Origin of the sequence: Kitasatospora sp. NPDC056800 (genome assembly GCF_042789775.1) — a bacterium.
Lineage (GTDB): Bacteria > Actinomycetota > Actinomycetes > Streptomycetales > Streptomycetaceae > Kitasatospora.
The window spans coordinates 1-13453 of the sequence record NZ_JBHUAL010000246.1 but is presented as its reverse complement, the minus strand read 5'-3'; the positions used below and the strand labels follow the sequence as shown (position 1 = coordinate 13453).

Annotated in this window: 11 protein-coding genes and 1 riboswitch; of the genes, 4 read left to right on the top strand and 7 right to left on the bottom strand. The window is 74.3% G+C overall.

Annotated features, from left to right (window positions below; genetic code table 11):
- Nucleotides 1–164: 164 nt before the first annotated feature.
- A complete protein-coding gene (locus ACFRQN_RS36050) occupies nt 165–1145 on the bottom strand; it encodes a peptidoglycan DD-metalloendopeptidase family protein (protein ID WP_380744738.1) in 981 nt (326 codons plus the stop codon).
- 2 nt (nt 1146–1147) lie between these two features.
- Nucleotides 1148–1348, bottom strand: a riboswitch (cyclic di-AMP (ydaO/yuaA leader).
- Between the two features lie 351 nt (nt 1349–1699).
- Between ACFRQN_RS36050 and ACFRQN_RS36045 the strand changes: the two genes are divergently transcribed.
- Nucleotides 1700–3181, top strand: coding sequence for an MFS transporter (locus ACFRQN_RS36045; RefSeq protein WP_380744740.1), 1482 nt, complete (start codon nt 1700–1702; stop codon nt 3179–3181).
- A gap of 7 nt (nt 3182–3188) precedes the next feature.
- Here the strand turns inward: ACFRQN_RS36045 and purB are convergent, their stop codons facing one another.
- On the bottom strand, nt 3189–4619 hold the full coding sequence (gene purB, locus ACFRQN_RS36040) for an adenylosuccinate lyase (RefSeq protein WP_049652391.1): 1431 nt from the start codon (nt 4617–4619) through the stop codon (nt 3189–3191).
- Nucleotides 4620–4738: 119 nt separating this feature from the next.
- Between purB and ACFRQN_RS36035 the strand changes: the two genes are divergently transcribed.
- Nucleotides 4739–6865, top strand: coding sequence for a HelD family protein (locus tag ACFRQN_RS36035; protein WP_380744736.1), 2127 nt, complete (start codon nt 4739–4741; stop codon nt 6863–6865).
- A gap of 40 nt (nt 6866–6905) precedes the next feature.
- Here the strand turns inward: ACFRQN_RS36035 and ACFRQN_RS36030 are convergent, their stop codons facing one another.
- The 3 genes from ACFRQN_RS36030 to ACFRQN_RS36020 form a co-directional block, all read right to left on the bottom strand.
- Nucleotides 6906–7361 (bottom strand): MarR family winged helix-turn-helix transcriptional regulator, encoded by a 456-nt coding sequence (locus tag ACFRQN_RS36030; protein ID WP_049652396.1) that lies wholly within the window; start codon nt 7359–7361, stop codon nt 6906–6908.
- Nucleotides 7362–7445: 84 nt separating this feature from the next.
- Nucleotides 7446–7862 (bottom strand): DUF3037 domain-containing protein, encoded by a 417-nt coding sequence (locus tag ACFRQN_RS36025; RefSeq protein ID WP_049652398.1) that lies wholly within the window; start codon nt 7860–7862, stop codon nt 7446–7448.
- Nucleotides 7859–8614, bottom strand: coding sequence for a HipA family kinase (locus ACFRQN_RS36020; protein WP_049652400.1), 756 nt, complete (start codon nt 8612–8614; stop codon nt 7859–7861). Before ACFRQN_RS36020 ends, ACFRQN_RS36025 begins: the two co-directional genes overlap by 4 nt.
- Nucleotides 8615–8805: 191 nt before the next feature.
- Between ACFRQN_RS36020 and ACFRQN_RS36015 the strand changes: the two genes are divergently transcribed.
- Nucleotides 8806–10164 carry an NAD(P)/FAD-dependent oxidoreductase gene (locus ACFRQN_RS36015; protein WP_049652402.1) on the top strand — a complete coding sequence of 453 codons (1359 nt, stop codon included), beginning with the start codon at nt 8806–8808 and terminating at the stop codon, nt 10162–10164.
- A 63-nt stretch (nt 10165–10227) separates the two neighbouring features.
- Here the strand turns inward: ACFRQN_RS36015 and ACFRQN_RS36010 are convergent, their stop codons facing one another.
- Together ACFRQN_RS36010 and ACFRQN_RS36005 are read right to left on the bottom strand one after the other, a co-directional pair.
- Complete coding sequence (locus tag ACFRQN_RS36010; protein ID WP_380744733.1) at nt 10228–11457, bottom strand: GDSL-type esterase/lipase family protein; 1230 nt, start codon at nt 11455–11457, stop codon at nt 10228–10230.
- Nucleotides 11458–11711: 254 nt separating this feature from the next.
- Nucleotides 11712–13049: an aminotransferase class I/II-fold pyridoxal phosphate-dependent enzyme gene (locus tag ACFRQN_RS36005; protein WP_380744731.1), complete on the bottom strand. Its 1338-nt coding sequence runs from the start codon at nt 13047–13049 to the stop codon at nt 11712–11714.
- Between the two features lie 34 nt (nt 13050–13083).
- On the opposite strand from ACFRQN_RS36005, the gene ACFRQN_RS36000 reads away from it, so the two are divergent.
- A partial coding sequence (locus ACFRQN_RS36000) for a pyridoxamine 5'-phosphate oxidase family protein (RefSeq protein WP_380744729.1) occupies nt 13084–13453 on the top strand: 370 nt, incomplete at its 3' end.

Below are 13453 nucleotides of genomic sequence, written 5' to 3'. Positions count from 1 at the left end.
GCCGCACGAGGAGGTCCTCATGCGGCCGGGCCGGCCTGGGCGTGTCCCGCGCCCATGTCCGCCGTGCGGCGATCACCCGGTCGAGCGGTCACCCGACATGACCATCCCGGGCGATCGGTTCGCCCGCAGCGGCGGTGGTTCCTGGTACCCCGGAGCTCTCGGGGTCAGAGCGCGACGCCGTGCGCGCGCAGGTAGGCGACCGGGTTGATGTCCGAGCCGTACTCCGAGCCGTTGCGGATCTCGAAGTGCAGGTGCGGGCCGGTCACGTTGCCGGTGGCGCCGGAGAGGCCGATCTGCTGGCCGGCGGTGACGGTCTGACCGATCCTCACGCCGATCGAGGAGAGGTGCGCGTACTCGGCGTAGTGGCCGTCGGCGAGCCTGATCTCGACCTCGTTGCCGTAGGCGCCGCCGTTGCCGGCCTTGACCACGACACCGTTGGCGACGGCGCGCAGCGGGGTGCCGGTGGAGGCGACGAAGTCCTGGCCGGTGTGGTGGCCGGAGGCCCACATCGAGCCGGCCACGCCGTAGGCGGTGCCGAGCCGCGGGCCGGCCAGCGGGGCGACGAAGCCGGAGGTGGCGGCGGCGACCGGAGTGGCGGTCACGGCCTGGGCCGGAGCGGCGACCTGGAGCTGGGTCTCGAGCTGCGCGGAGGGCTTGGCGGCCTCGGTCTGCACCTGGACCTGGGCCTGCGGCTTGGCGGCCTGGGTCGCCGGAGCGGACGGCTTGGCGGGCTTGGCCGGGGCGGCGGGCTTCGCCGGGGCGGCGTCGGCGGCCGGCGCGGCGGCGTGGCCGGACAGCGCGAGCTGCTGGCCCGGGAAGATCAGGTTCGGGTCGGCGCCGACGACCGAGCGGTTCTGCTCGTACAGCGCGTGCCAGCCGCCCTCGACGTTCCTGGCGTCGGCGATCTTGGACAGGGTGTCACCGCTGACGACGCGGTAGCTCTCCTGCGCGGCCTGGGCGGCCGGAGCGGCGGCCTGCGTGGCCTGCTTGGCCTCGGCGGAGGCGGCGGCCGGAGCGGCCGGGGTGTGGGCCTGGGCGCTCATCGCGGTGACGAGCGGGAGGGCGAAGGACACACCGGTGACGGCGGTGGCGATGCCGATGCGGGCGGCGCGGGGCAGGGCGATACGACGAGCCTGTGCAGGCATGGAATTTTCCTCTCCGACGCCTGCGAGGTGAGCTGTCGGGTTCGGGCTGGAGTTGCCCGGCCGCTTGCGCGGCTTCACCCCAAGCCGGTCCTGGACGCCCGCGCCCTGAGGCGCGAACTCCGGTCCGGCGACTTACCTGTGGGTCCCCCGCTCCTGCCGTACAGAGTTCGTTTCGAACCACCGGGCAGCGGCAGGACTCGGCGTTCCACCCGGCGGATCCGTCCGGACTGGCCGGGCGGTCGCTGAACTAAAACCCATCCGTTCGGGTGAAGCAATGTCGATCTCTTGAAACGGCAACGATCCCCCCTCCCACAGTGACCCTCCGCAGGCCCGAGCCCACGGTGCGTACACAACCCATTCACCCCCCGCCACTGATCCACGACCCTGCGCCGAGATCGGCCACGCCGCGCACCCGTCCGCTCACGCACCGCCAGCCGCCAACACACCCACCGGTGACCCTTGTCACGTGCGCCTCGGCAGCGCAGGATTCGCCCGTGGCCACCTCCGAGGCCGGCACCCTGCGCCTGGGCACCGCGCAGGGTCGCTGGGTACTAATGGCGACGGTGCTCGGCTCCAGCATGGCGATGCTGGACGGCACCGTGGTGAACGTCGCGCTGCCCCGGATCGGCGCCGACCTCGGCGCTTCCCTCGCGTCCCTGCAATGGACCCTGAACGCCTATCTGCTCACCCTGGCGGGCCTGATCCTGCTCGGCGGCGCGCTCGGCGACCGCTACGGGCGGCGCAAGGTCTTCCTGATCGGCGTGGTCTGGTTCGCCATCGCCTCCGCGGCCTGCGCCGCCGCGCCGAACATCCACGTGCTGATCGCCGCCCGCGCCGTCCAGGGCATCGGCGGGGCGCTGCTCACCCCCGGCTCGCTCGCCATGCTCCAAGCCGTCTTCCACCCTGACGACCGCTCGGCGGCGGTCGGGCTCTGGTCCGGCCTCGGCGGGGTGTCGGCGGCGGTCGGCCCCTTCCTCGGCGGCTGGCTGGTGGACGGCCCCGGCTGGCGCTGGATCTTCCTGCTGAACCTGCCGCTCGCCGCCGCCGTGATCGCGGTCACCACCCGGTCGGTGCCGGAGAGCCGGGACGAGGGCGCCTCCGGCCGCTTCGACGTCCTCGGCGCCGTGCTCGCCGCCCTCGCCCTCGGCGCGATCACCTACGCGCTGACGGCGGCCGGCGAGGGCCTGTCCCCCGCCGTCTGGGTCAGCGGGGTGCTCGGAGTGGCGCTCGGCGTCGCCTTCGTGGCGGTCGAGCGCCGCGCACCCGATCCGATGCTGCCGCTCGGACTGTTCTCCTCCCGGCTGTTCACCGCCGTGAACCTGGTCACCCTGTGCGTGTACGCGGCGTTCAGCGGCGTCTTCTTCCTGCTGGTGGTGCAGCTCCAGATCGTGTCCGGCTTCTCGCCGCTGGTCTCGGGCTTCGCGCTGGTGCCGATCACCGTGCTGATGCTGCTGCTGTCCGCGCGCGCCGGGCGCCTCGGCAAGCGGATCGGCCCGCGCATCCCGCTGACCGTCGGCCCCCTGCTGTGCGCCGCCGGGGTGCTGCTGATGCTGCGCGTCGGCCCGGACTCCTCCTACTGGGTGGACGTGCTGCCCTCCGTCACGGTGATGGGCTGCGGCATGACGCTGCTGGTCGCACCGCTGACGGCGACCGTGCTGGCCGCCGTCGAGGTCCGGCACGCGGGCATCGCCAGCGGGGTCAACAACGCCGCCGCCCGCGCGGCCGGCCTGCTCGCGGTCGCCGCCCTCCCGGCGCTGGCCGGGCTGAGCGGCGACGCCTACCGGGTGCCCTCCTCGGTCGACTCCGCCTTCCACACCGCGATGCTGATCTGCGCGGGCCTGCTGGCCGCCGGCGGGCTGATCGCCCTCGCGACCGTACGGGGCAACGTGCTCGCCGCCGACGACCAGCAGGTGGCCGAGCCGAACTGCGACTGGCCGTGCGGCACCACCACCCCGCCGCTGGACCCGGGCCACGTCCCCACGACGCGCGAGGGCCCCGCCACCGGTCCGGCGGCGGGGCCCTCGGCTCAGGGCTGACGAGACGTCAGAGGATGTCGCCGGGCGCGTACTTGGCGGCCTCCGGGTAGGCGGCCGCGACGGCCTCCACCTGGCGGACCACCTCGGCGACCTGGGCGCCGGCCGCGCCGGTGAAGGACAGCCGGTCGGCGAGCAGCGCGTCCAGCGCGGCCCGGTCCAGCGGGATCCGCTCGTCGGCGGCCAGCCGGTCCAGCAGCTCGTTCTCCCGGGCGCCCGCGCGCATCGCCAGCGCGGAGGCGACGGCGTGCTCCTTGATGACCTCGTGCCCGGTCTCCCGGCCGACGCCCGCGCGCACCGCGCCCATCAGCACCTTGGTGGTGGCGAGGAACGGCAGGTAGCGGTCCAGCTCGGCCTCGATCACCGCGGGGAAGGCGCCGAACTCGTCGAGGACGGTCAGGAAGGTCTCCAGCAGGCCGTCGAAGGCGAAGAACGCGTCCGGCAGCGCGACCCGGCGCACCACCGAGCAGGAGACGTCGCCCTCGTTCCACTGGTCGCCGGCCAGCTCGCCGGTCATCGAGGCGTAGCCGCGCAGGATGACGGCCAGGCCGTTGACGCGCTCGCAGGAGCGGGTGTTCATCTTGTGGGGCATCGCGGAGGAGCCGACCTGGCCCTCCTTGAAGCCCTCCGTGACCAGCTCGTGGCCGGCCATCAGGCGGATGGTCTTGGCCAGGCTGGACGGCGCGGCGGCCAGCTGGACGAGGGCGGTGAGCACCTCGAAGTCCAGCGAGCGCGGGTAGACCTGGCCGACGCTGGTCAGCACGTTCTCGAAGCCGAGGTGCCCGGCGACCCGGCGCTCCAGCTCGGCCAGCTTGTCGGTGTCGCCACCGAGGAGGTCGAGCATGTCCTGGGCGGTGCCGACCGGGCCCTTGATCCCGCGCAGCGGGTAGCGGGCGATCAGCTCCTCCAGGCGGCGGAAGGCGACCAGCAGCTCGTCGGTGATCGACGCGAACCGCTTGCCCAGGGTGGTGGCCTGCGCGGCCACGTTGTGCGAGCGGCCGGCCATGACCAGCTCGGCGTGCTGGGCGGACAGCTTGGCCAGGCGCACCAGCACGGCCACCGTGCGGTCCCGCACGTGCTCCAGGGACTGGCGGATCTGCAGCTGCTCGACGTTCTCGGTCAGGTCCCGGGAGGTCATTCCCTTGTGGATCTGCTCGTGCCCGGCGAGCTCGCTGAACTCCTCGATCCGGGCCTTCACGTCGTGGCGGGTGACCCGCTCACGGGCGGCGATCGAGCCGAGGTCGACCTGGTCGATCACCCGCTCGTAGTCGGCGACGGCGGTCGCCGGAACCTCGACGCCGAGGTCCTGCTGGGCCTTCAGGACGGCGAGCCACAGGTGGCGCTCGAGGACCACCTTGTGCTCGGGGGACCACAGCTGGGCCAGGGTCGCCGAGGCGTACCGGGAGGCCAGGACATTGGGGATCTGGGGCTTCGCGCTCACGCTTCGCAAGAGTAACAGCCGAGGTCACGCCGGACGTCGGCGGAGTGGGGTAGGCTGGGTCAATTGAGCGCCTTTCAGATGACGCTCCGCAGCCTTCTCACCGCAAGGATACCACACCGATGAGCGAACCGCCAGTGACCGCGCGGGACTCCAGCGCCCTCGCCGCGGCCCTGCGCACCGAGCAGGCCCACCTCGCCCGGCTCTACGCCCGGCTGGACACCGTGCGCGAACGGGCCCGCCGCACCGCCGACGGCGCCCACGACGGCGCCGGATCCGGCGGCACCCACCAGGCCCGGCTGGAGCGCGAGGTGCGCGCCCGCGAAGCCTCCCGCCACGCCGCCCGGCTGGAGGCGGTCGAGCGCGGCCTCTGCTTCGGCCGGCTCGACGAGCGCGACGGCACCGTCCACTACATCGGCCGCACCGGCCTGACCGACGAGGCGTACGAACCGCTGCTGCTCGACTGGCGCGCCCCGGCCGCCCGCCCCTTCTACACCGCGACCCCCGTCCACCCCGGCCCGGTGGTGCGCCGCCGCCACCTGCACACCCGGGGCCGCACCGTCACCGGCCTGGACGACGAGGCGCTCGACCTCGCCGGGCTGGACGAGTCCGGCCGCCGCACCCTGGTCGGCGAAGCCGCCCTGCTCGCCGCCCTCGACCGCGAACGCACCGGCCGGATGGGCACCGCCGTCGCCACCATCCAGGCCGAGCAGGACCGGGTGATCCGCTCCCCGCTGCGCGGCGCCCTGGTGGTCCAGGGCGGCCCCGGCACCGGGAAGACGCTGGCCGCCCTGCACCGCGCCGCCTACCTGCTGTTCACCCACCGCGCCGCGCTGGAGCGCCGGGGCGTCCTGGTGATCGGCCCCAACCCCGGCTTCCTGCGGTACATCGAGGAGGTGCTGCCCGCCCTCGGCGAGACCGAGGTGGTGCTCCGCACCGTCGCCGAACTCCTCCCCGGCCTCGCCGCCACCGGCACCGACGACCCCGCCGCCGCCTTCGCCAAGGGCGGTCCCTGGATGGCCGGGGTGCTCCGCGCCGCCGTGGCCGCCCACCAGACGGCCCCCGCCGAGGGCCTGGACCTCGGCGAAGGGCTGCGGGTCTCCGCCCGGGCCTGCGCCGAGGCCAGGGACGCCGCCCGCGGCCTGCGACTGCCGCACAACCGGGCCCGCGCCTTCTACCTGGGCACCCTGCTCGACGCCCTCGCGATCGGCCAGGCGCTCACCCTCGGCCGCCCGTACGACGACGAGGAGGCGCACTACGCCCCGCGCGAGCTGTGGGAGCGGCCGGACGTCCGCGCCGCGCTCGACCCGCTCTGGCCCCGGCTCACCCCGCAGCAGCTGCTCGAACGCCTGCTCACCGACCGGGAGTTGCTCGCCTCAGCGGCCCCCGAGCACGCGACCGCCCTGCTCCGCCCGCCCGGCTCCGAGTGGACGGCCGAGGACGTCCCGCTGCTCGACGAGGCCGCCGAACTCCTGGGCGCCGAGGGGCCCTCGGCCCCCACCGGTCAAGACCCGGACGAACTGGCCTTCGCCCAGGGCGTGTTGACCATCACCGGGCAGACCGACGACGCCCTGCTGGACTCCGCCGCCCTGGCCGAGCGCTTCCGCGACGACGGCCCGTACCGCTCCACCGCCGAACGCGCCGCCGCCGACCGCACCTGGGCGTACGGCCACGTCGTCGTGGACGAGGCGCAGGAGCTGTCCGCGATGGCCTGGCGCGCCGTCCTGCGGCGCGTCCCGACCACCTCGCTCACCATCGTCGGCGACCTCGCCCAGACCGGCTCGCCCGCCGGCGCCCGCAGCTGGGCCGAGACGCTCGACCCGCACCTGCCCGGCCGCTGGCGCGAGGAACGGCTCACCGTCAACTACCGCACGCCGGAGCCCGTCATGGCCCTCGCCGCCGCCGTGCTGCGCACCGCCGTACCCGGCCACCGGCCGCCCGAGTCCATCCGACCGGGCACCGAGCGGCCCCGCGCGGTCCGCGTCCCGGCGGGCGGCTTCGCCGCCGCGCTCGCCCGGCTGCCCGTCGGCCCGGGCACCCTCGGCGTGATCGCACCGGACGCCCTGGCCGGGGAGCTGGACGCGCTCACGGTCGCGGACGCCAAGGGGCTGGAATTCGACGCGGTCGTGGTGGTCGAGCCGGCCGCGCTCGCCCCGCGCGACCTCTACGTCGCCCTGACCCGGACCACCCGCTCACTCACCCTGCTCCACCACCGGCCGCTGCCACCGGAACTCGCCGGGCTGCTCTGACCGGGACGAAGCACTGGTGGCGTACGGGCGGCGCGGGGTCCTACTGCGCGCCGCCCGTACGACCGGCCAGCACCGGCAGCACCTGGGAGCAGATCGAGTGCAGGGCGATCCGCTGCTCGTCGGTCATCGCCTCGAAGGCCTGGTGGGTCCGGGCCATCTCGCCGCGGATGCGGTTCAGGATCTCCCGGCCCTCGGCCGTGATCACCACGATCTTCACCCGGCGGTCACCGGCCGCCGCCTCCCGGTTGGCCAGGCCCAGCGACTCCAGCCGGTCCACGATCCCGGTGACGTTCGAGGCGTCGCAGCCGAGCCTCCCGGCCAGCGCGCGCATCGGCACCGGCTCCTGCACCGCGCCCAGCGCCTTGGCCTGCGAGGAGGAGAGCCCGTGCCGGGCCGCGGCGGCCGCGAAGTCCTGGAAGTACGCGGCACCGACGGAGGCCAGCGCCTCCATCAACTCGGCGTTGGTCGGTACGGTCGTCGTCGCTGTCGAACCCATGGGGCCAGAGTACGACCAGGTGCTTCAGCAACTCAAGCTTTGACCACGGCAACCGTCCGCGAGCCGCCCCGGAACCCTCCGGTGTCAGAGCACCAGCTGGTCGAACAGCCGCCGGAGCTCCGCCTCCGGGTCCGCGGTCAGCCCGGTGTGCACCGGCCCCGGCTGGACGATCGCGCTGCGCGGCGCGGTCAGCCAGCGGAACCGCTGCCCGGCGCTGTCCCCCGCCGCCGGACCGGCCTGCGGGCCGCCGTGGCAGACCGCCTCGATCCCCTGCAGCGCCCGCCGCACGCCCTGCACGTCCGCCACCGGGTCCAGCGCCAGCAGCCGGGCCTGGTCCAGGTGGGTCCGGGCGGCCAGGTGCGATTCCTGTCGGCAGTACAGCAGCACCCCGACGTTGACGCACTCGCCGCGCTCGACCCTCGGCACCGCGCGGATCACGGCGTACTCGTAGTCGTGCAGCTCGACGGTGGCCGGCAGCACGGACAGCGTGAACTCGGTCATGCGGGCACCTCCGGCAGCCAGTCGCGCGGACCGGCCAGTCGCTCGGTCAGCTGGGTCCGGTACGCGGCGCGCACCTCGTCGGGCGAGTCGAAGCCGAACTCGTCCACCAGCCAGACCTCGGGGATCTGCGCCACGGCGCCCTCGATCGCCGCCTCGGCGAGCGGCGCGAGCGCCTTGTCGGCCGCCGCCAGATCCGGCCGGGCCCCCAGCAGCGCGTGGTCGGAGGCGTCGTACGGACGGCGGATCCAGGCGGCGGCACCCGGCCAGTTGTGGTGGAAGATCAGGCTCGCGCCGTGGTCGATCAGCCGCAGCCCGCCGGTCGCCACCAGCAGGTTGGGGTTGCGCCAGGAGCGGTCGACGTTGCCGATCAGCGCGTCGAACCAGAGCACCTGCCCGGCGAGCTCCGGATCCACCTCGAAGCAGAGCGGGTCGAAGTTGAGCGCGCCGCTGACGAAGGCCATCCCGAGGTTGGTCCCGCCGCTGGCCCTCATCTGGTCCTGGATCTGGTGGTCCGGCTCGCTGCGCGCGAGCACCGGGTCCAGGTCGACCGTCACCAGCTCCGGCACCGGCAGCCCGAGCCGCCGGCCGAGCTCCCCGGCCAGCACCTCCGCGACCAACGCCTTGCGGCCCTGCGCCGCACCGACCCATTTCAGCGCGTACAGCCGCCGATCGTCGGCCTCGACCAGGCCCGGCATCGAGCCGCCTTCTCGCAGTGGCGTCACGTACCGGATCGCCGTCACCTCGGGTAGCACGGCCGACAGCCTATCGGTGTCGCCACCCTTTCCTCTCTCCCCCTCCCGCCGCCACCCCGTTCTCCCTCTTCTCCCTTTTCTCCCCGCCCTCCTCCACCCCACCCCCACGGCCCCGCCCCGGTGGCAGCCCCCGCTGCTCCGTGCGAGTGTGGCGGACAGTAATGGGGACCTTCACGGCAAAGGGATGAGCGATGGAACGACCTCGGATCCTGATCGTGGGCGGTGGCTTCGCCGGCCTGGAGTGCGCCCGCCGCCTCGAACACAAGCTGTCACCGTCGGAGGCCGAGATCTCGCTGGTCACGCCGTTCAGCTACCAGCTCTACCTCCCCCTCCTCCCCCATGTCGCGGCCGGCGTCCTCACCCCGCAGTCCGTGGCCGTCTCGCTGCGCCGCACGCTGCGCCGCACCCACATCGTCCCCGGCGGCGCCATCGGCGTGGACCCGGCCTCCAAGGTGTGCGTCGTCCGCAAGATCACCGACGAGGTGGTGGCGCAGAAGTACGACGTCCTGGTGCTCGCCCCCGGCAGCGTCACCCGCACCTTCGACATCCCCGGCCTCACCGACTACGCCCGCGGCATGAAGACGCTCGCCGAGGCGGCCTACGTCCGCGACCACGTGATCGCCCAACTCGACCTCGCCTCGGCCACCTTGGACCAGAAGGAGCGCGAGTCCCGGCTCCAGTTCGTGGTGGTCGGCGGCGGCTACGCGGGCACCGAGACGGCCGCCTGCCTCCAGCGCCTGACCACCGCCGCCGCCCACCGCTACCCGCGGCTGGACGCCCGGCAGATCAAGTGGCACCTGATCGACATCGCCCCGAAGCTGATGCCGGAGCTCGGCGACCCGCTCGGCGAGGCCGCCCTGGAGGTGCTGCGCGACCGCGGCATCGAGGTGTCGCTGGGCGTCTCGGTGGCCGAAGTCGGCGCCGAGACGGTCAAGTTCACCGACGGCCGGGTGCTCCCCTGCCGCACCCTGATCTGGACGGCCGGGGTGGCCGCGAGCCCGCTGATCGGCACCCTGGACGCCGAGACGGTCCGCGGCCGGCTCGCCGTGACGGCGGAGATGCGGGTGCCGCAGTTCGAGGGCGTGTTCGCGCTCGGCGACGCCGCCGCCGTCCCCGACCTCGCCAAGGGCGACGGCGCGGTCTGCCCGCCGACCGCCCAGCACTCCGCCCGTCAGGGCCGCGCGGTCGCGAACAACGTGATCGCCTCGCTCCGCAACCAGCCCCTGGAGCCGTACTACCACAAGGACTTGGGCCTGGTGGTCGACCTCGGCGGCAAGGACGCGGTCTCCAAGCCGCTCGGCATCGAGCTGCGCGGGGTGCCCGCCCAGCTGGTGGCGCGCGGCTACCACCTGATGGCGATGCGCACCAACGCGGCCAAGTTCCGGGTGGGCGCCAACTGGCTGCTCAACGCGACCGCCGGCGACGACTTCGTCCGGACCGGCTTCCTCGCCCGCCAGCCCGCCCGGCTGCAGGACTTCGAGTACACCGACGCGTACCTGACGAAGGATCAGGTCATCGCGCACGCCCAGTCCCTGCTCGCCAAGGGCTGAGCATCGCGGAACGGCGGAACGGCGCCCCCACGGCCGAGGCCGCGGGGGCGCCGAACCCTGTGCTCACCGTGCGGTGAGGTACATCCCGCTCGCGTCCTGCCCGGCCGTGTTGCGGCACGCGTAGTCACCGCTCGGGCGCGCCCACAGCAGCGTCAGGCAGCGCCCGACCGCCTGCTGGCCGTAGTAGTTGGGGTGCATCGACTCCTGCAGCACGCCCTGCGTGGAGTTGAGGCCGCCGTCCAGGAAGCGCGCCCACTCGCTGGTGGTCGCGGACGGGCCGGAGCTCGCGGTCGGCTGCCGGGTGGCCGTCGAGCAGACCTCGCGGCCCTGCAGCATGTCCGACAGGTCCAGGAACTGCGCGCCCTTGGCGGCGGCGACGCCCGCCAGCGCCTGGGAGATCTGCGGCACCATCGAGTCGCGGGCCCAGTCGGCGTCCCCGTCCCAGAACGGGCAGCCGCCGGTGTTGGAGCGGGTCCAGCCGCTCTCCGGGTACCGCATCTCGGCGCCGCGCGGGATCGGCGACGGGTAGGACTGCAGCACCAGGCGGTAGTCCGACTGCGCGTAGCCGGCGCCGGCCATCACCGCGCGGATCTCGTCGATCGCCTTGCCGACCCCGGCCATCGCGGCGGGCATCTTGGCGTCGATCCCGGACTGCGCGGAGTCGTGGCAGTAGGAGTACCAGATCAGGTAGTCCTGCACGCAGGTGGAGATGACGTCCGAGAAGCCCAGGTCGTTGCCGCCGATCGACAGGGTGATCAGTTTGACGTTGTTCTGCCGTGCCACGGTGGCGAGTTGGTCGGCCTGCGGGGCCTCGCCCTTGAGCGACTGCCCGCCGTTGGCGGCACGGAAGACGTTGGCGCTGACGGCGCCGGAGCAGGCCAGGTCGATCTCGTTCTGGGCCCCGGTCGAGGCGCTGAGCACCTCGGCGACGTCCGAGCGGTCGCACCCGCTCGCGGCGGTGGCGCCGTAGACCCGCGAGGGGTCGTACGAACTGCCGGTCCAGGCCCGGTCGGTGCCGTTGCGGCCGCCGCCGGTGCCGGCCGCGTTGCCCTTCCAGCGGCCGGCCTCGCCGGAGATGTAGCTGTCGCCGAGGGTGACGCTGGCGGTGGGCCCGGACGGCAGGACGGCCGGTGCGGCCGGGGTGGACGGAGCGGCGGAGGCCGGCGAGGCGACGGCCAGGCCCGCGACGGCGATCGGGAGGGCCAGGGCTGCGGCGAGCAGTCGTCGGCCGGGGCGAGGGGCGCTGCCGGTGCTGCGGGCACTGCGGGCGCTGCTCGAACAGTTCTCGGGCACTGCGGAACTCCTGCGGCTCGGTCCTCCCGGGGAAACGGGGAACGGGAGGACGCCTGGGTGAGGGTGGGCCGCCGGCCGGTGGCGCGATGAAGATGACATGCGCGCGCCCACCACCGCTAGGCGTCTGCGGGAGGTTTCCGCTTTTGTTACCGCCGGGTTCAGACCAACCGGGCGGGCGACGCCCGGACGCCGCCCGCGGTTCACACCCGCCACACCTGTCCCACCCGCCCCGCACCCCAGGGCCCGACCACGACTCACACCAGCCGCGATCCGCCCCCGCCCGCCCCCAGCACCGCCGCCAGGTCCTCCGCCAGCTCCCGCGCCTGGGCCGCCTCCAGCCTCGCCGTGGTGAACCGAAGCCCGGGCGGCGACTGGATCCGGTACCGCGCGCCGGGCGCCGCGACCCAGCCGCGCTGCACCAGCGCCGCCAGCACCGAGGTCTCGTCCGGCACCGGCACCCAGACGTTCAGTCCGCTCCGCCCGTGCGCCGCGATCCCGCGCGCCGCCAGCTCGTCCAGCAGCGCGTCCCGCCGGGCCCGGTACGCGGCGGCCACCCGGTCGGCCGGCGCGGCGTCGCCGCTCCACAGCTCCGCGACGGTGCGCTGCAGCAGGTGGCTGACCCAGCCGGCGCCCAGCCGCAGCCGGCCGGTCACCCGTCCGATCGTCTCCTCGTCCCCGACCGCCACCGAGACCCGCAGGTCCGGCCCGTACGCCTTGGCCGCCGAGCGCACCACCGCCCAGTGCCGGGTGCCCGCCCCGACCAGCGGGTGGTACGGCTGGTCGACCATGCCGTGCCCGTGGTCGTCCTCGATCAGCAGCACCCCGGGGTGCTCGGCCAGGACGGCCTTGAGCGCCTCGGCCCGCCGCGCGGTGAGCGCCGCACCGGTCGGGTTCTGCGCCCGACTGGTGACCACCACGGCCCGGACGCCCTCGGCCAGCGCGGCGGCCAGCGACCCCGGCAGCGGGCCCTCGTCGTCCAGCCGGACGGGCACCTGCTTCAGCCCCAGCGCGGGCAGCAGGTCGAGCAGGCTGCCCCAGCCCGGGTCCTCGACGGCCACCGCGTCGCCGGGGCGCAGCCGGGCGCCGAGGATCCGTTCGACGGTGTCCAGCGAGCCGGAGGCGACGGCGATCGGGCCGCCGGGCAGGCCGTCGGCCTCGAAGGAGGCGCGGGCGAGCGCGAGCAGCCGCGGGTCGACGCCGGCGTGCCCGTACAGCACGGGGTCGGTGCGCGCGGCCTCGGCGGCGGCCGCGAGGGCCTGGGCGAGGTCGGGCAGCAGGGCCGGGTCGGGGTTGCCGGTGGACAGGTCGCGGGCGTGCGGCGGGACGGGGATGCGGATCTGGTCGCGCGGGGTGAGCGCGGGTCTGGGCAGGATGCGGCTGCCCTTGCGGCCGGCCGTCTCGATCACGCCGCGGTCGCGCAGCAGCCGGTAGGCGGCGGCGACGGTGTTGGGGTTGACGCCCAGTTCGGCGGCGAGGTCGCGCAGCGGGGGCAGCGCGGTTCCCGGGGCGAGCTGCCCGCTGCTCACGCCCTGCTCGACGTGGGCCGCGATTTCGCTGGCGCGTCGCCCTTTCAGCGGATAGTCTCCTAGCACAAAGCTAAGTATGCACTAGTACATAGAGGATGTCATGTCGGCCAACCCGGAAGACTCGCCCAGCTACTCCCGCACCCCCAGGACCACCCCCACCCGCTACCGGGACCGGGCCACCTGGGAGCAGGAGGCGATCCACGCCATCCTCGACAGCGCCTACATCTGCCACCTCGGCTTCGTCGTCGACGGCGCCCCCGTGGTCCTGCCGACGATCTTCGCCCGGGTCGGCAGCCGGCTCTACGTCCACGGCTCCACCGGAAGCCGCCCGATGCGCAACGCCTCCGGCGAGCAGGGCATGCCGGTGTGCGTCACCGTCACCCAGGTCGACGCGCTGGTGCTGACCAAGTCCGCGTTCAACCACTCGGTGAACTTCCGCTCGGTGGTCGCCCACGGCACCGCGCACCAGG

Excerpts from the sequence above, each read along its gene's own strand:
- ACFRQN_RS36050 (WP_380744738.1), bottom strand. The coding sequence starts at position 1,145 with ATGCCTGCACAGGCTCGTCGTATCGCCCTGCCCCGCGCCGCCCGCATC.
- ACFRQN_RS36015 (WP_049652402.1), top strand. The coding sequence starts at position 8,806 with ATGGAACGACCTCGGATCCTGATCGTGGGCGGTGGCTTCGCCGGCCTG.
- ACFRQN_RS36025 (WP_049652398.1), bottom strand. The coding sequence starts at position 7,862 with ATGACCGAGTTCACGCTGTCCGTGCTGCCGGCCACCGTCGAGCTGCAC.
- ACFRQN_RS36035 (WP_380744736.1), top strand. The coding sequence starts at position 4,739 with ATGAGCGAACCGCCAGTGACCGCGCGGGACTCCAGCGCCCTCGCCGCG.
- ACFRQN_RS36045 (WP_380744740.1), top strand. The coding sequence starts at position 1,700 with ATGGCGACGGTGCTCGGCTCCAGCATGGCGATGCTGGACGGCACCGTG.
- ACFRQN_RS36030 (WP_049652396.1), bottom strand. The coding sequence starts at position 7,361 with ATGGGTTCGACAGCGACGACGACCGTACCGACCAACGCCGAGTTGATG.